Source organism: Burkholderiales bacterium, assembly GCA_036262035.1.
In the GTDB taxonomy this organism is placed as follows: domain Bacteria; phylum Pseudomonadota; class Gammaproteobacteria; order Burkholderiales; family SG8-41; genus JAQGMV01.
This window is the reverse complement of record DATAJS010000021.1, coordinates 1-16249: the sequence shown is the minus strand read 5'-3', so window position 1 is coordinate 16249 and position 16249 is coordinate 1. Positions and strand designations below refer to the sequence as shown.

Sequence of the window (16249 nt, the reverse complement as noted above, 5' to 3'; positions counted from 1 at the left end):
GTTCTTCACGTAGTCGGCGTGGCCCGGGCAGTCGACGTGGGCGTAGTGGCGGTTGGCCGTCTCGTATTCGACGTGCGACGTATTGATCGTGATCCCGCGCGCCTTCTCTTCCGGCGCCGCGTCGATCTGGTCATACGCCTTTGCCTCGCCCCCGAACTTCTTCGCCAGCACCAGCGTGATCGCCGCCGTCAGCGTCGTCTTTCCATGATCGACGTGACCTATCGTGCCCACGTTCACGTGCGGCTTGGTCCGCTCGAATTTGCCCTTGGCCATCTGGATACCTTTCTCTAACTGCGTCAAACGTGACGCGGCTCATGCCGCTTGTGAAACGTGAAACGTCGCGCCTGCGCTACGCCTCACTTTTCACGTTTCACGTTTCACATTTCACGATTACTTCTTCTCGGTGTCTTTGCCGGTGTACTTGTTGATGATCGCTTCGGCGACGTTCTTCGGAGCTTCGGCGTAGTGCTTGAACTCCATCGAGTACGTCGCGCGGCCCTGCGACAGCGAGCGCAGCGTCGTCGCGTAGCCGAACATTTCCGCGAGCGGCACTTCAGCCTTCACGGCCTTGCCGCCGCCGACCATGTCGTCCATGCCGAGGATCATCCCGCGGCGGGAGTTCAGGTCGCCCACCACGTTGCCCATGAAGTCTTCCGGCGTCTCGACCTCGACGGCCATGATCGGCTCGAGCAGCGTCGGGCTCGCGCGGCGCATGCCTTCCTTGAATGCCATCGAGCCGGCCATCTTGAACGCGTTCTCGTTCGAGTCGACTTCGTGGTACGAACCGTCGAACAGCGTCACTTTGACGTCGACGACCGGGAAGCCGGCGAGCACGCCGTTCGGCAGCGTGTCGTTGATGCCTTTCTCGACCGCGGGAATATATTCGCGCGGCACCGAACCGCCTTTGATCGCGTCGACGAACTCGTAGCCCTTGCCCGGCTCCTGCGGCTCCATCTTGATCCAGACGTGGCCGTACTGGCCGCGGCCGCCCGACTGCTTGACGAACTTGCCTTCGACTTTCTCGACGGGCTTCTTGATCGTCTCGCGGTACGCCACCTGAGGTGCGCCCACGTTCGCCTCGACGCCGAACTCGCGCTTCATGCGGTCGACGATGATCTCGAGGTGAAGCTCGCCCATGCCGGAGATGATCGTCTGGCCCGATTCCTCGTCGGTGCGCACGCGGAACGACGGATCTTCCTGGGCGAGGCGATTGAGCGCCATGCCCATCTTCTCCTGGTCGGCCTTGGTCTTCGGCTCGACCGCGACGTGAATCACCGGCTCTGGGAATTCCATCTTCTCGAGCGTGATGATCTTGGTCGGATCGGTGAGCGTGTCGCCGGTGGTGTAGTCCTTGAGACCCACCGCCGCCGCGATGTCGCCCGCGCGCACTTCCTTGATCTCTTCGCGCGCGTTGGCGTGCATCTGCAGGATACGGCCGATGCGCTCCTTGCGGCCCTTCACCGGGTTGTAGATCGTGTCGCCCGAGTTCACCACGCCCGAATAGACGCGGAAGAACGTGAGCTGGCCGACGAACGGGTCGGTCATGATCTTGAACGCGAGGGCGGAGAACGGTGCCTGGTCGGACGCCGCACGCTCTTCTTCCTCGCCGCGCTCGTTGGTGCCGTTCACGGCCGCGATGTCGGTGGGCGACGGCATGTACTCGACGACCGCGTCGAGCATCGCCTGCACGCCCTTGTTCTTGAACGCCGAGCCGCACAGCATCGGGAAGATCTCGGTGTTGATCGTGCGGATGCGCAGACCCTGCTTGATCTCGGCCTCGGACAAGTCCCCGTTCTCGAGGTACTTGTTCATGAGCTCTTCGTTCGCTTCCGCGGCGGACTCGACCATCTTCTCGCGCCACTCCTGCGCGTCGTCGGCGAGATCTTCGGGGATGTCGCGGGCCTCGAACTTCATGCCCTGCGTCGAATCGTCCCAGAAGATCGCCTTCATCTTGACGAGGTCGATCACGCCTTCGAACTTGTCTTCGGCGCCGATGGGGAGCTGAATGGGAACCGGATTGGCCTTCAGGCGCGTCTTGATCTGGTCGTACACGCGCATGAAGTCCGCGCCGGCGCGGTCCATCTTGTTCACGAAGAACAGGCGCGGAACCTTGTACTTGTTGCCCTGGCGCCAGACCGTCTCGGTCTGCGGCTGCACGCCGCCCACCGCACACAGCACGGTGCACGCGCCGTCGAGCACGCGCAGCGACCTTTCCACCTCGATCGTGAAGTCGACGTGGCCCGGAGTGTCGATGATGTTCACGCGGTGCTCGGGGAAGGTGCCGTCCATGCCCTTCCAGAAGCAGGTGGTCGCCGCGGACGTGATCGTGATGCCGCGCTCCTGCTCCTGCTCCATCCAGTCCATGACCGCGGTGCCGTCGTGCACCTCGCCCAGCTTGTGGGAGACGCCCGTGTAGAACAGGACGCGCTCGGTGGTCGTGGTCTTACCGGCATCGATGTGCGCCATGATGCCGATATTGCGGTACCGCTCGATAGGAGTCTTGCGTGCCACGTCAGTAACCCAGTGCTAATTGTTGAGTGTTTAGTGTTGAGTGGGAGAGTGTCGGTGAGCTCACTAAACACTCACAACTCAACACTCAACACTGCATTTCAGAACCGGTAATGCGAGAAAGCCTTGTTGGCTTCCGCCATGCGGTGCACTTCCTCGCGCTTCTTCATCGCGCCGCCGCGGCCCTCGGCGGCCTCGGACAGCTCGCTCGCGAGCCGTTGCTGCATCGACTTTTCACCGCGGCCGCGCGCGGCATCGCGGAGCCAGCGCATCGCCAGCGCCATGCGGCGGACGGGCCGGACTTCGACCGGCACCTGGTAGTTCGCACCGCCGACGCGGCGGCTCTTCACTTCGACCATCGGCTTCACGTTGGAGAGCGCCTGGTTGAAGACTTCGAGCGGCTCTTTGTTGCTGCGCTGCTTGATCGTCTCGAGCGCACCGTAGATGATGCGTTCGGCGACCGACTTCTTGCCTCCGGTCATGAGGACGTTGATGAACTTCGAAACGTCCTGGCTCGAATACTTCGGATCGGGAAGGACTTCGCGCTTGGGAACTTCTCTGCGTCGCGGCATGGTTTTCTACTCTCTGGTTCAGCGGCGAATTAGGCGGCCTTCGCGCGCTTAGCACCGTATTTGGAACGGCTCTGCTTGCGGTCTTTGACGCCGGCGGTGTCGAGGCTGCCGCGGACGACGTGGTAGCGGACGCCGGGGAGGTCTTTCACCCGGCCGCCGCGGATCAGAACCACCGAGTGCTCCTGAAGGTTGTGGCCTTCGCCGCCGATGTAGCCGATGACCTCGAAGCCGTTGGTGAGGCGCACCTTGGCCACTTTCCGCAGCGCCGAGTTCGGCTTTTTCGGGGTCGTCGTGTAGACACGGGTGCAAACGCCGCGGCGTTGCGGCGAACCGGTCAGCGCGGGCACCTTGCTCTTGGTGACGGGCGCCTGGCGGGGTTTTCGCACGAGCTGGTTAATCGTCGGCATAACGCGTTAATTCCAATCAGTTTTTAAAGATATTCACCGCTAGCGGCCGCGCTTCAGAGGCGAAAAATTCGACTTCCGGCGCCCCAAAAAAGCGGGGACGGCGTCGCCACCGTCCCGGCCCTGATCCTCAATCCTTGTAGGCCGCCGGCACTTGTCGTGCCGACGCGCCGTTGTAGTCCGGCGGGCACTGCGTCTGCAGTCCCGGCGGTAAAAAGACTGGGGATTTTAGGAGCTTAGTCCACCCCAGTCAACAAGAACGCGGCCCTTCCTCGTCGCCTTTACTTCGGTGAAGGCGCCGGGCCGCCCGGAAACTTCCACGCCGCTGCTTCGGCGCAAGCGCCTCGCCGCGCAGCGGCGTGCTTAAGCGCCTCGCGGCGCTCTTTCCTATCCGGCCGAAAGTAGGTTTCCACTTTCGGCCGGTTGATCACGCGACCTGTTCCTGGTCTTGGGTACCCGCCGGCTCGACCGGCTCGAGAGCCTGCTGGGCTTCCAGCGCCTCCTGGGTCTGCGCCTGACGGCGGCGGATCTTGTGGTACGCGAGACCGGTGCCGGCCGGGATCAGCCGGCCGACGATCACGTTTTCCTTCAGACCGCGCAGCTCGTCGCGCTTGCCCATGATGGCGGCCTCGGTGAGCACCCGGGTCGTCTCCTGGAACGAAGCGGCCGAGATGAACGAATCGGTCGACAGCGACGCCTTGGTGATACCGAGCAGCATGTACTCGTATACCGCGGCACGCTTGCCTTCCGCTTCGACCTTCTCGTTCTCTTCCAGCACTTCCGCGCGCTCGAGCTGCTCGCCGGTGATGAAGCGGGTCTCGCCCGGATCGACGATCGACACCCGGCGCAGCATCTGGCGCACGATCACTTCGATGTGCTTGTCGTTGATCTTCACGCCCTGCAGACGGTAGACGTCCTGGACCTCGTTGCAGATGTAGCGCGCCAGCGCCTCGACGCCCTGCAGGCGCAGGATGTCGTGCGGATCCGCCGGACCGTCGACGATCAGCTCGCCCTTGTTGACGACCTGGCCGTCGTGCGCCATCACATGCTTGTCCTTCGGGATCAGGTACTCGTGGGCGACGCCGTCGAGGTCGGTGATGACCAGACGCTGCTTGCCCTTCGTATCCTTGCCGAACGACACCGTGCCGGTGACTTCCGCCAGCACGCCCGCGTCCTTCGGCGAGCGCGCTTCGAAGAGCTCGGCGACGCGCGGCAGACCGCCGGTGATGTCGCGCGTCTTCGACGTCTCCTGCGGAATACGCGCGAGCACCTCGCCCACGCCCACTTCCTGGCCGTCGCGCACCGTGATGATCGAGCCGATCTGGAAGGTGATGTTCACCGAGACGTCGGAGCCCGCGATCTTCACCTCGTTGCCGGCTTCGTCGAGCAGCTTCACCTGCGGACGCAGACCCTTGGCCTGAGTGCCCGCGCGGCGCTTCGGATCGACGACGACGAGGGTCGACAGACCGGTCACCTCGTCGATCTGACGGGCGACGGTGACGCCTTCCTCGACGTTCTCGAACTTCACTCGGCCCGAGTACTCGGTGATGATCGGACGGGTGTGCGGGTCCCAGGTGGCCAGCACCTGACCCGCCTTCACGGTCTCGCCGTCGCGGGCGAGCAGCATCGCGCCGTACGGCACCTTGTGACGCTCGCGCTCGCGGTTGTTCTCGTCGACGATGACCACTTCGCCGTTACGCGAGATCGCAACCAGGTCGCCGCGCACGTTGGTGACGTAACGCATGCCCGACTCGTAGCGCACCACGCCGTTCGACTTCGACTCGACCTGGCTCGCCACCGCGGTCCGCGACGCGGCACCCCCGATGTGGAACGTCCTCATCGTGAGCTGCGTGCCCGGCTCGCCGATCGACTGCGCGGCGATCACACCCACCGCTTCGCCGACGTTCACCGGCACGCCGCGACCGAGATCACGGCCGTAGCACTTGGCGCAGAGGCCGTGACGCGTCTCGCAGGTGAGCGGCGTGCGCACCTTGACTTCGTCGATGCCCGCGGCTTCGATGCCGTCGACCGCGTCTTCGTCGAGCAGGGTGCCCGCTTCGTACATGTTCTCGCCGGACTCGGGGCTGTAGAGGTCGGCGGCAGCCACGCGGCCGAGGATGCGCTCGCGCAAGCTTTCGACCACTTCACCGCCTTCGACCAGCGCCTTCATCGCCACGCCCTGCGTCGTGCCGCAATCGTCCTCGGTCACCACCAGGTCCTGCGTCACGTCGACCAGACGGCGCGTGAGATAACCCGAGTTCGCGGTCTTCAGCGCGGTGTCGGCCAGACCCTTGCGAGCGCCGTGCGTCGAGATGAAGTATTGAAGGACGTTGAGGCCTTCGCGGAAGTTCGCCGTGATCGGCGTCTCGATGATCGAGCCGTCCGGCTTCGCCATCAGGCCGCGCATGCCGGCGAGCTGACGGATCTGCGCGGCGGAACCGCGGGCGCCCGAGTCGGCCATCATGTAGATCGAGTTGAGCGACTCCTGCATCTCGACCGCGCCCTTCTCGTCCTTGCGCTCGACCAGCTTGCCCGACTTCGGATCGCGCACGCGCACCGGCTCGGTGGAGAGCTGCTCCATCATCGCCTTGGCGACGAGGTCGCCCGCGCGGCCCCAGATGTCGACCACCTTGTTGTAGCGCTCGCCCTGGGTGACGAGACCGCTGGTGTACTGCTTCTCGATCTCCTGCACTTCCTTCTCGGCGTCGCCGATGATCTCGTCCTTCTGCTGCGGCACGAGCATGTCGTCGACAGCGATCGACAGGCCCGCGCGCGTCGCCATCGAGAAGCCGGTGTACATCAGCTTGTCGGCGAAGATCACGGTTTCGCGCAGCCCGCAGCGGCGGAACGCCGCGTTGATGAGCTTGGAGATCTCCTTCTTCTTGAGCGCCTTGTTGATGAGCTCGAAAGACAGGCCCGCGGGAAGGATCTCGGACAGCAGCGCACGGCCGACGGTCGTCTCGTAGCGCGTGGTCTTCTCGCGCTTCTCGCCGTGCTCGTCGACTTCGTACTCCTTGATGCGCACCTTGATCTTGGCGTTGATCTCGACTTCGCCGCTCTCGTACGCACGCGAGGCTTCCGCGACGTTGACGAACGCCGAGCCTTCACCGCGCGCGGCGACTTTCTCGCGCGTGATGTAGTACAGGCCGAGAACGATGTCCTGCGACGGCACGATGATCGGGTCGCCGTTGGCGGGCGACAGGATGTTGTTCGACGACAGCATCAGCGTGCGCGCTTCCATCTGCGCTTCGAGCGACAGCGGCACGTGCACGGCCATCTGGTCGCCGTCGAAGTCGGCGTTGAACGCCGCGCAGACGAGCGGGTGGAGCTGGATCGCCTTGCCTTCGATCAGCACCGGCTCGAACGCCTGGATGCCGAGTCGGTGCAGCGTCGGCGCGCGGTTCAGCATGACCGGGTGCTCGCGGATGACTTCCTCGAGAATGTCCCAGACGATCGCTTCTTCGCTCTCGACCATGCGCTTGGCGGCCTTGATCGTGGTCGCGAGGCCCATCACTTCGAGCTTGTTGAAGATGAACGGCTTGAAGAGCTCGAGCGCCATCTTCTTCGGCAGGCCGCACTGGTGGAGCTTCAACTGCGGGCCGACGACGATGACCGAGCGGCCCGAGTAGTCGACGCGCTTGCCGAGCAGGTTCTGACGGAAGCGGCCGCCCTTGCCCTTGATCATGTCGGCGAGCGACTTCAGCGGACGCTTGTTGGCGCCGGTCATCGCCTTGCCGCGGCGGCCGTTGTCCAGCAGCGAGTCCACTGCTTCCTGCAGCATGCGCTTCTCGTTGCGCACGATGATCTCGGGCGCTTTGAGCTCGAGCAGGCGCTTCAGGCGGTTGTTGCGGTTGATCACGCGCCGATAGAGGTCGTTCAGGTCGGAGGTCGCGAAGCGGCCGCCGTCCAGGGGAACCAGCGGGCGCAGCTCCGGCGGCAGCACCGGCAGCACTTCCATGATCATCCAGTCGGGCTTGATGCCGGACTTCTGGAAGGCTTCGAGCACCTTCAGGCGCTTGGCGATCTTCTTGATCTTGGTGTCCGACGTGGTCGCGGCGAGGTCGGTGCGCAGCGTCTCGATCTCGTTCTTCAGATCGAGGTTGCGCAGCAGCTCGCGCACGCCTTCGGCGCCCATCGCGGCGGAGAAGTCGTCACCGAACTCTTCGACCTTGGCGAGGTAGTCGTCCTCGGTCATGAGCTGGCCGCGCTTGAGCGGGGTCATGCCGGGCTCGGTCACCACGTACGCCTCGAAGTACAGCACGCGCTCGATGTCGCGCAGCGTCATGTCGAGCACCATCCCGAGGCGCGACGGCAGCGACTTCAGGAACCAGATGTGCGCGACCGGGCTCGCGAGCTCGATGTGGCCCATGCGCTCGCGCCGCACCTTCGACAGCGTCACTTCGACGCCGCACTTCTCGCAGATCACCCCGCGGTGCTTCAGGCGCTTGTACTTGCCGCACAGGCACTCGTAATCCTTCACTGGACCGAAGATCTTCGCGCAGAAGAGGCCGTCACGCTCGGGCTTGAACGTGCGGTAGTTGATCGTCTCCGGCTTCTTCACTTCGCCGTACGACCACGAGCGGATCTTCTCGGGCGAAGCGAGCCCGATCTTGATCGCGTCGAATTCCTCTTCCTGCGTTACCTGCTTAAAGAGATCCAGCAATGCTTTCATGTATTACTCCTGAATACGTGAGGAGTTAGGTGCATCTGCATCTAAATCAATAACGGTTGTGGTCGAGGTCGATGTCGATCGCGAGCGACCGGATCTCCTTGACCAGCACGTTGAACGACTCGGGCATGCCGGCCTCGATGCGGTGATCGCCCTTGACGATCGACTCGTACACCTTGCGGCGGCCTTCGGTGTCGTCCGACTTCACCGTGAGCATCTCCTGCAGCGTGTAGGCGGCGCCGTAAGCTTCCAGCGCCCACACCTCCATCTCGCCGAAGCGCTGGCCGCCGAACTGCGCCTTGCCGCCCAGCGGCTGCTGCGTGACGAGGCTGTACGGGCCGGTCGAGCGCGCATGCATCTTGTCGTCGACGAGGTGGTGCAGCTTCAGCATGTGCATGTAGCCGACGGTCACGTTGCGCTCGAAGGAGTCGCCGGTGCGGCCGTCGTACAGCGTGACCTGCGTCTTGCTCGGCGTGAAACCGATCTTCCTGGTGCGCTCGTCGTCGTCCGGATAGGCGAGGTCGAGCATCGCGCGGATCTCCTTCTCGGTCGCGCCGTCGAACACCGGCGTCGCGAAAGGCACGCCGGCCGACAGATGCTGCGCGAGCTCGGTCACTTCCTCGTCGGTGAGCGACGCGATGTCCTCCGAATGGCCGTTGCTGTTGTAGACCTTGTCGAGGAACGCGCGCACCGCGGCCGCGTTCTGCTGCGCCTTGAGCAGCTCGCCGATGCGATGCCCGAGGCCTTTCGCGGCCCACCCGAGGTGGGTCTCGAGGATCTGCCCGACGTTCATCCGCGACGGGACGCCGAGCGGGTTCAGCACGATGTCCACCGGCGTGCCGTCCGCCATGTACGGCATGTCTTCCACCGGCGTGATCTTCGAGATCACGCCCTTGTTGCCGTGACGGCCGGCCATCTTGTCGCCGGGCTGCAGGCGGCGCTTGACCGCGAGGTACACCTTCACCATCTTCTGCACGCCCGGGGGCAGCTCGTCCCCTTGCGTGAGCTTCTTCCTCTTGTCCTCGAAGGCCTTGTCGAACATCACCTGGGTCTGCTTGAGCGACTCCTGGAGCTGTTCCATCTGCTGGCTGATCTCGTCCTTCTCCAGACGGATGTCGAACCAGGAATGGCGCTCGTTCTCCTGCAAGTACTGCTTGGTGATCTTGGTGCCCTTGGCGAGCTTCTTCGGACCGCCGTTGGCGACCTTGCCCACCAGCAGGCGCTCGATACGCTCGAACATGTCGTTCTCGACGATGCGCATCTGGTCGCCGAGGTCTTTCTTGTAGCGCTTGAGCTCGTCGTCGATGATCTGCTGCGCGCGCTTGTCGCGCTCGATGCCTTCACGCGTGAATACCTGGACGTCGATCACCGTGCCCGACATGCCCGAGGGCACGCGCAAGCTGGTGTCTTTCACGTCGGAGGCCTTCTCGCCGAAGATCGCGCGGAGCAGCTTCTCTTCCGGCGTGAGCTGGGTCTCGCCTTTCGGCGTGACCTTGCCGACCAGCACGTCGCCGGCTTCGACTTCGGCGCCGATGTAGATGATCCCGGACTCGTCGAGGTTGGCGAGCTGGTTCTCCGACAGGTTCGAGATGTCGCGCGTGATCTCTTCCGGTCCGAGCTTGGTGTCGCGGGCGACGACCGACAGCTCTTCGATGTGGATCGAGGTGAAGCGCTCTTCCGCGACCACGCGCTCCGAGATCAGGATCGAGTCCTCGAAGTTGTAGCCGTTCCACGGCATGAACGCGACGAGCATGTTCTGCCCGAGCGCGAGCTCGCCGGTGTCGGTCGAAGCGCCGTCGGCCACGACGTCGCCGCGCGCGATGCGGTCACCCACCTTCACCAGCGGACGCTGGTTGATGTTGGTGTTCTGGTTCGAGCGCTGGTACTTCACCAGGTTGTAGATGTCGACGCCGACTTCACCCGCGGAGGTCTCTTCGTCGTTCACGCGCACCACGATACGGCCCGCGTCGACGTAGTCGACCACGCCGCCTCGGCGCGCCTGCACCGCCGTGCCCGAGTCGACCGCGACCGTGCGCTCCAGACCGGTGCCGACGAGGGGCTTCTCCGCACGCAGGCAGGGCACCGCCTGGCGCTGCATGTTCGAGCCCATCAGCGCGCGGTTCGCGTCGTCGTGCTCGAGGAACGGGATCAGCGAAGCGGCCACCGACACCGCCTGCGACGGCGCCACGTCCATGTACTCGATGCGATCGGGCGTCGAGAGCGTGAACTCGTTGCGGTTCCGGCACGACACGAGGTCGTCGGTGAACTTGCCGCTGCCGTCGAGCGCGGCGTTCGCCTGCGCGATCATGTACTGGCCTTCCTCGATCGCCGACAGGTAGTGGATCTCGTCGGTGACCTGGCTGTCGCGCACCTTGCGATACGGCGTCTCGAGGAAGCCGTAGGTGTTGGTGCGCGCGTACAAGGCGAGCGAGTTGATGAGACCGATGTTCGGACCTTCCGGCGTCTCGATCGGACACACGCGGCCGTAGTGGGTCGGGTGCACGTCGCGGACTTCGAAGCCCGCGCGCTCGCGCGTGAGACCGCCCGGGCCCAAGGCGGAGACGCGGCGCTTGTGCGTGATCTCGGACAGCGGGTTGGTCTGGTCCATGAACTGCGAGAGCTGCGAGGAGCCGAAGAACTCGCGAATCGCGGCCGAGACCGGTTTGGCGTTGATGAGGTCGTGCGGCATGAGGTTTTCGGACTCGGCCTGCGACAGACGCTCTTTCACCGCGCGCTCGACGCGCACCAGACCGGCGCGAAACTGGTTCTCCGCGAGCTCGCCCACCGAGCGCACGCGGCGGTTGCCCAGGTGGTCGATGTCGTCGATCTCGCCCTTGCCGTTACGCAGATCCACCAGGATGCGGATCACCGCGACGATGTCGTCGGGCGACAGCGTGCCCGGACCTTCGAGCTCTTCGCGGCCGACGCGGCGGTTGAACTTCATGCGGCCGACGGCCGAGAGATCGTAACGGTCTTCCGAGAAGAACAGGCCGTTGAACAGCGTCTTCACCGCTTCCTCGGTCGGCGGCTCGCCCGGACGCATCATGCGGTAGATCGCGACCTGCGCGGCCATCTGGTCGGCGGTCTCGTCGATACGCAGCGTCGACGAGATGTACGGACCCTGATCGAGGTCGTTGGTGTAGATCGTCTGGATCGTCTCGACACCCGCTTCGCGCAGCTTGGCGAGCACCGCATCGGTCACCTCGTCGTTCGCGCTCGCGACGACTTCGCCCGTCGAGGTGTCGATCACGTTGTGCGCGAGCGTGCGGCCGAGCAGGAAGTCCTCGGGGACCGGAAGCTGCGTCAGACCCGCGGTTTCCATCTCACGCACGTGCTTGACCGTGATGCGCTTGTCCTTGGCGACGATGGACTTGCCCTTCACCGCGATGTCGAAGCGCGCGATCTCGCCGCGCATGCGCTCGGGGACGAGCGCGAACTCCACCGTGTCCTTGGTCAGGTGGAAGGTGTCGAACGCGAAGAACTCCTTGAGGATGCGCTCGGGCGTGTAGCCGATCGCCTTCAGCAGCGTGGTCACCGGCATCTTGCGGCGGCGGTCGACGCGGAAGTACAGGTAATCCTTCGGGTCGTACTCGAAATCGAGCCACGAGCCGCGGTAGGGAATCACGCGCGCGGAGAACAGCAGCTTGCCCGAGGAGTGCGTCTTGCCGCGGTCGTGCTCGAAGAACACGCCCGGCGAACGGTGCAGCTGCGACACGATGACGCGCTCGGTGCCGTTGATGACGAACGAGCCGGTGGACGTCATGAGCGGGATCTCGCCCATGTAGACCTCCTGCTCCTTCACCTCCTTCGGCGTCGGCTTGGCGGCTTCCTTGTCCATGATGACGAGGCGCACCTTGGCGCGCAGCGGCGCCGCGAACGTGAGGCCCCGCTGCTGGCATTCCTTGACGTCGAACGGCGGCTCGCCGAGCGCGTAGCTCACGAACTCGAGACGCGCGTTCTTCGAGTGGCTCTCGATCGGGAAGATCGACTTGAACGCAGCCTGAAGGCCTTCGTTCTTGCGGCTTTCCGCACCTACGAACTCCTGCAGAAAGGCAGCGAACGACTCCAGCTGCGTCGCGAGCAGAAACGGAACCGGCAACACCACGTTGCGCTTCGCAAAGCTCTTACGGATACGTTTCTTCTCGGTGAATGAGTACGCCATATCAACTCCGGGCAGAGTTAGAGGAACGGATGTGAGCGAAAGTCACACGTCGCAACGCACCCGACGGGCAGGTGCACTGGGACGAAAAACCTCCAAAATGCGTCAAACGAATGCTCGTTTTGTCGCTCGCTAAAAATGGGAAAGGCTGGCGGTCGCCCGCCAGCCGTTCGAGAGCGTCAAGCGCCTTACTTGATCTCAGCGGTGCCGCCGGCTTCGGTGATCTGCTTGAGGATCGCGTCCGCGTCAGCCTTGGGAATGCCTTCCTTGACGGGCTTCGGCGCGCCGTCCACCAGGTCCTTGGCTTCCTTCAGGCCGAGGCCGGTGACCGCACGCACCACCTTGATCACGTTGACCTTGTTCGCACCGGCGTTGGTCAGCACGACGTTGAACTCGGTCTTCTCTTCGGCCGCAGCCGCGGGTGCGCCGCCGCCGCCCGCCGCCGGAGCGACCGCAACGGCCGCAGCCGCGGCGGACACGCCGAACTTCTCTTCCATTTCCTTGATCAGTTGGGACAGCTCGAGCACGGTCATGTTCGAGATCGCGTCGAGGATTTCTGCAGTGGCAACTGCCATGTCTATCTCCTAATGTCTTTCGTTGGTTCGGTAACTGAATCCGCGACAGGTTGCCTTCAGGCAGCCTGTTTTTCCTTTTGTTCCTGAATCGCAGCGAGGGTGCGAACGAACTTGCCGGGAACCTCGTTCATCGTGCGAGCGAGTTTCGCGATCGGCGCCTGCATCGTGCCGAGCAGCATGGACAGCAGCTCGTTACGGCTGGGCATCTTCGCGAGCTGGCCAACCTGCTCGGGGCTCATCACCGCGTTCGGCATGGCGCCGCCCTTGATGACGAACTTCTCGGCGTTGTCCTTCGCGAAGTCGTTCAGCACTTTGGCGACCGCCACCGGATCGGCCGAAATGCCGTAAGCGAGAGGACCGACCAGCTTGTCGGCCAGGCCCGCAAAAGGCGTTTCGGCGACGGCGCGGCGCGCCAGCGTGTTCTTCAGGACCCGCAGGTACACGCCCGACTCGCGCGCACGTCGGCGCAAGGCGGTCATGTTTCCGACGGGCAGGCCGCGGTATTCGGCAACCACGATCGCCTGGGCTCGCGCGACTTCTGCGCTCACCTCGGCGACTACCGCCTGCTTTTGCTCCAGATTAAGACTCAAGGTCTTCTCCTACGAATACGGCGACCTGTGTGCATAAGGAGCAGACATGACAACTTCCAGATCTGTCCTCGGGTGCGCCGTCTGCGTTGGGCGAAACGTCCGATTAAATCTCCGGTTCATGCCGACACCTTCGATCCCAACGGTCTTTGACAACCCGCCGGCCTTGCTGCGCCGGCGGCCCAAAGCCGATAGTCCTGGACGCGTCGCGCAAGCGGCGCGATCCAGGATCCATTTAAAAGTTAAGCACTCGCCTGCTGCGCAAGCGTGCTCTGGTCGACGCGAACGCCGACGCCCATCGTGCTCGTCACCGATACCTTCTTCAGGTACACGCCTTTCGCGGTCGCGGGACGCGCCTTGTTCACCGCGTCGACGAGCGCGCGGAAGTTCTCCTCCAGCGCTTCGACGGTGAAGGAGGCGCGGCCGATCGTGCACTGGACGATGCCGGCCTTGTCGGTGCGGTACTGCACCTGGCCCGCCTTGGCGTTCTTCACCGCGGTGGTCACGTCCTGCGTCACGGTGCCGACTTTCGGGTTGGGCATGAGACCGCGGGGGCCGAGGATCTGGCCGAGCTGACCGACGACGCGCATGGCGTCCGGCGTCGCGATCACGACGTCGAAATCCATCTTGCCGCCCTTGATGTCGTTCGCGAGATCGTCGAAGCCGACGATGTCCGCGCCGGCGGAGCGCGCCTGCTCGGCACGGTCGCCCTGGGCGAACACCGCGACGCGCACGCTCTTGCCCGTGCCCTGCGGCAGCACGACCGAGCCGCGCACCGCCTGATCCGACTTCTTCGCGTCGATGCCCAGATTGAGCGCGACGTCGACCGACTCGTCGAACTTGGCGGTGGCGTTGGTCTTGATGATCTGCAGCGCATCGGCGACCGGGTAGAGCTTCATATGCTCGACCTTGGTCTTGAGCGCCTTGTAACGCTTGGAGTCGCGAGCCATTACAAGCCCTCCACTTCGATGCCGATGCTGCGGGCGCTGCCGGCGATGGTCTTCACGGCCGCCTCGAGGTCGGCGGCGGTCAGATCGGGCATCTTGGTCTTGGCGATCTCCTCGGCCTGGGCGCGCGAGATGCGGCCGACCTTGTCGCTGTTCGGACGCGGGCTGCCCTTGTCGATCTTCGCGGCCTTCTTGATGAGGATGGTCGCGGGCGGCGTCTTCATGATGAAAGTGAAGCTCTTGTCCGCGTACGCCGTGATCACCACGGGGATGGGCAGGCCCGGCTCCAGCTTCTGCGTCTGGGCGTTGAACGCCTTGCAGAATTCCATGATGTTGAGACCGCGCTGGCCGAGCGCGGGGCCGATGGGCGGCGAGGGATTCGCCTTGCCCGCCGGCACCTGAAGCTTGATCAGGCCGACGACTTTCTTTGCCATTTGGCTCTCCTTGGGTGCAAGCGGGCGCTGACCGCGCCCTCCCCGTTAGTTACTGCTCACTCTATCGCTGAAACCTTGCGCTTTCAGCGACTTAAAAAAACTCTTACGCCTTCTCGACCTGCCCGAAATCGAGCTCGACGGGGGTCGAACGGCCGAAGATCGTCACCGACACGCGAAGCTTGTTCTTGTCGTAGTTGACGTCTTCGACGTTGCCGTGGAAGTCGGCGAACGGGCCTTCCTTCACGCGCACGGCTTCGCCCACTTCGAACAGCACCTTGGGCCGCGGCTTCTCCACCCCTTCCTGGATCTGGTGAAGGATGTTCTCGACTTCCTTCTCCGAGATCGGCGTGGGTTTGGTCGCTGTGCCGCCGACGAAACCGGTCACCTTCGGCGTGTTCTTGACGAGGTGCCAGCTGTCGTCGGTCATGTCCATCTCGACCAGCACGTAGCCGGGAAAGAACTTGCGCTCGCTGATGTTCTTCTGGCCGCTCTTCATCTCGACCACTTCCTCGACCGGCACGAGGATCTGGCCGAACTGCTCCTGCATGCCGGCGCGCGCGATGCGGTCCTGAAGGGTGCGAGCGACGCTCTTCTCGAAACCCGAATAGGCATGCACGACGTACCACTTCTTGCTCATCATTCACCCGTGCCTATCAGTTTCTTGACGATCCACAGGAGACTCGCGTCCACCGCCCACAGGAAAAGCGCCATCGCGATGACGAACAGAAAGACCACGGCGGTGGTCTGGATGGTTTCCTTGCGGGTGGGCCAGACGACCTTGCGGGTCTCTGCCGCCGACTCCTGCGCGTACACGTAGAACTGCTTGCCCGGAACCGTCGTCCAGAAGACGAAAGCCGCAGCGAGCAGTCCTGCGAGCACCGAGCCCAGACGCACGATGGCGGGGCTGTCTCCGAAATAATAAAAGCCGGCGAGACCCGCTGCGACCAGCAGCACCGCCAGCACGATCTTGATCTTGTCTGCCATCAATTCTTGCGCCCGGTGGGCCGTCTTAGAGTGCGTCTGCTGAAAAGAGTTCCCGCCGGATGGCAGGCCAGGAGGGTCTCGAACCCCCAACCTTCGGTTTTGGAGACCGACGCTCTGCCAATTGAGCTACTGGCCTAATCAGCGGCGCAAAGTGAAAACCTACTTTGCGCCGATTAAAGTTAGCGTCGACGGCTTGGGGCGGCCCGGCGCCGCCGACGCGGTAAAAGCTACGAAGAAATCGTGGTTACTCGATGATTTTCGCGACGACGCCGGCGCCGACGGTTCTGCCGCCTTCGCGAATCGCGAAACGCAGCCCCTCTTCCATCGCGATCGGCTGGATCAGCGTCACTTCGATCGACACGTTGTCCCCGGGCATCACCATCTCCGTGCCCTTCGGCAGCTCGATCGAT

13 protein-coding genes and 1 tRNA gene are annotated in these 16249 nt (G+C 63.8%); all 14 read right to left on the bottom strand.

Features of this window, described 5'->3' with window-relative positions:
• Window positions 1-273, bottom strand: a 273-nt coding sequence (locus VHP37_23510; GenBank protein ID HEX2829337.1) for a GTP-binding protein, incomplete at its 3' end; no start/stop codon positions are given.
• 117 nt (window positions 274-390) lie between these two features.
• Window positions 391-2511 (bottom strand): elongation factor G, encoded by a 2121-nt coding sequence (gene fusA, locus VHP37_23505; GenBank protein HEX2829336.1) that lies wholly within the window; start codon window positions 2509-2511, stop codon window positions 391-393.
• Window positions 2512-2609: 98 nt separating this feature from the next.
• Window positions 2610-3080 (bottom strand): 30S ribosomal protein S7, encoded by a 471-nt coding sequence (gene rpsG / locus VHP37_23500; protein ID HEX2829335.1) that lies wholly within the window; start codon window positions 3078-3080, stop codon window positions 2610-2612.
• Window positions 3081-3109: 29 nt separating this feature from the next.
• Window positions 3110-3487 (bottom strand): 30S ribosomal protein S12, encoded by a 378-nt coding sequence (rpsL, locus tag VHP37_23495; protein ID HEX2829334.1) that lies wholly within the window; start codon window positions 3485-3487, stop codon window positions 3110-3112.
• A gap of 424 nt (window positions 3488-3911) precedes the next feature.
• Window positions 3912-8156 (bottom strand): DNA-directed RNA polymerase subunit beta', encoded by a 4245-nt coding sequence (gene rpoC, locus VHP37_23490; GenBank protein ID HEX2829333.1) that lies wholly within the window; start codon window positions 8154-8156, stop codon window positions 3912-3914.
• 46 nt (window positions 8157-8202) lie between these two features.
• Window positions 8203-12315 (bottom strand): DNA-directed RNA polymerase subunit beta, encoded by a 4113-nt coding sequence (gene rpoB / locus VHP37_23485; protein HEX2829332.1) that lies wholly within the window; start codon window positions 12313-12315, stop codon window positions 8203-8205.
• 185 nt (window positions 12316-12500) lie between these two features.
• Entirely contained in the window at window positions 12501-12887 is a 387-nt protein-coding gene (gene rplL / locus VHP37_23480) for a 50S ribosomal protein L7/L12 (protein ID HEX2829331.1), read from the bottom strand.
• Window positions 12888-12943: 56 nt separating this feature from the next.
• Entirely contained in the window at window positions 12944-13477 is a 534-nt protein-coding gene (gene rplJ / locus VHP37_23475; GenBank protein ID HEX2829330.1) for a 50S ribosomal protein L10, read from the bottom strand.
• A 239-nt stretch (window positions 13478-13716) separates the two neighbouring features.
• Window positions 13717-14424, bottom strand: a complete 708-nt coding sequence (gene rplA / locus VHP37_23470) for a 50S ribosomal protein L1 (GenBank protein ID HEX2829329.1) — start codon at window positions 14422-14424, stop codon at window positions 13717-13719.
• Window positions 14424-14855 carry a 50S ribosomal protein L11 gene (gene rplK, locus VHP37_23465; protein HEX2829328.1) on the bottom strand — a complete coding sequence of 144 codons (432 nt, stop codon included), beginning with the start codon at window positions 14853-14855 and terminating at the stop codon, window positions 14424-14426. Before rplK ends, rplA begins: the two co-directional genes overlap by 1 nt.
• A gap of 103 nt (window positions 14856-14958) precedes the next feature.
• Window positions 14959-15495 carry a transcription termination/antitermination protein NusG gene (gene nusG / locus VHP37_23460; protein HEX2829327.1) on the bottom strand — a complete coding sequence of 179 codons (537 nt, stop codon included), beginning with the start codon at window positions 15493-15495 and terminating at the stop codon, window positions 14959-14961.
• A complete protein-coding gene (gene secE, locus VHP37_23455; GenBank protein HEX2829326.1) occupies window positions 15492-15839 on the bottom strand; it encodes a preprotein translocase subunit SecE in 348 nt (115 codons plus the stop codon). Before secE ends, nusG begins: the two co-directional genes overlap by 4 nt.
• 60 nt (window positions 15840-15899) lie before the next feature.
• Window positions 15900-15975, bottom strand: a tRNA-Trp gene (locus VHP37_23450).
• A gap of 108 nt (window positions 15976-16083) precedes the next feature.
• Window positions 16084-16249, bottom strand: a 166-nt coding sequence (gene tuf / locus VHP37_23445; protein HEX2829325.1) for an elongation factor Tu, incomplete at its 5' end; no start/stop codon positions are given.

Excerpts from the sequence above, each read along its gene's own strand:
- rpsG (HEX2829335.1), bottom strand. The coding sequence starts at position 3,080 with ATGCCGCGACGCAGAGAAGTTCCCAAGCGCGAAGTCCTTCCCGATCCG.
- rpsL (HEX2829334.1), bottom strand. The coding sequence starts at position 3,487 with ATGCCGACGATTAACCAGCTCGTGCGAAAACCCCGCCAGGCGCCCGTC.
- rpoC (HEX2829333.1), bottom strand. The coding sequence starts at position 8,156 with ATGAAAGCATTGCTGGATCTCTTTAAGCAGGTAACGCAGGAAGAGGAA.
- rpoB (HEX2829332.1), bottom strand. The coding sequence starts at position 12,315 with ATGGCGTACTCATTCACCGAGAAGAAACGTATCCGTAAGAGCTTTGCG.
- rplL (HEX2829331.1), bottom strand. The coding sequence starts at position 12,887 with ATGGCAGTTGCCACTGCAGAAATCCTCGACGCGATCTCGAACATGACC.
- rplA (HEX2829329.1), bottom strand. The coding sequence starts at position 14,424 with ATGGCTCGCGACTCCAAGCGTTACAAGGCGCTCAAGACCAAGGTCGAG.
- rplK (HEX2829328.1), bottom strand. The coding sequence starts at position 14,855 with ATGGCAAAGAAAGTCGTCGGCCTGATCAAGCTTCAGGTGCCGGCGGGC.
- nusG (HEX2829327.1), bottom strand. The coding sequence starts at position 15,495 with ATGATGAGCAAGAAGTGGTACGTCGTGCATGCCTATTCGGGTTTCGAG.
- secE (HEX2829326.1), bottom strand. The coding sequence starts at position 15,839 with ATGGCAGACAAGATCAAGATCGTGCTGGCGGTGCTGCTGGTCGCAGCG.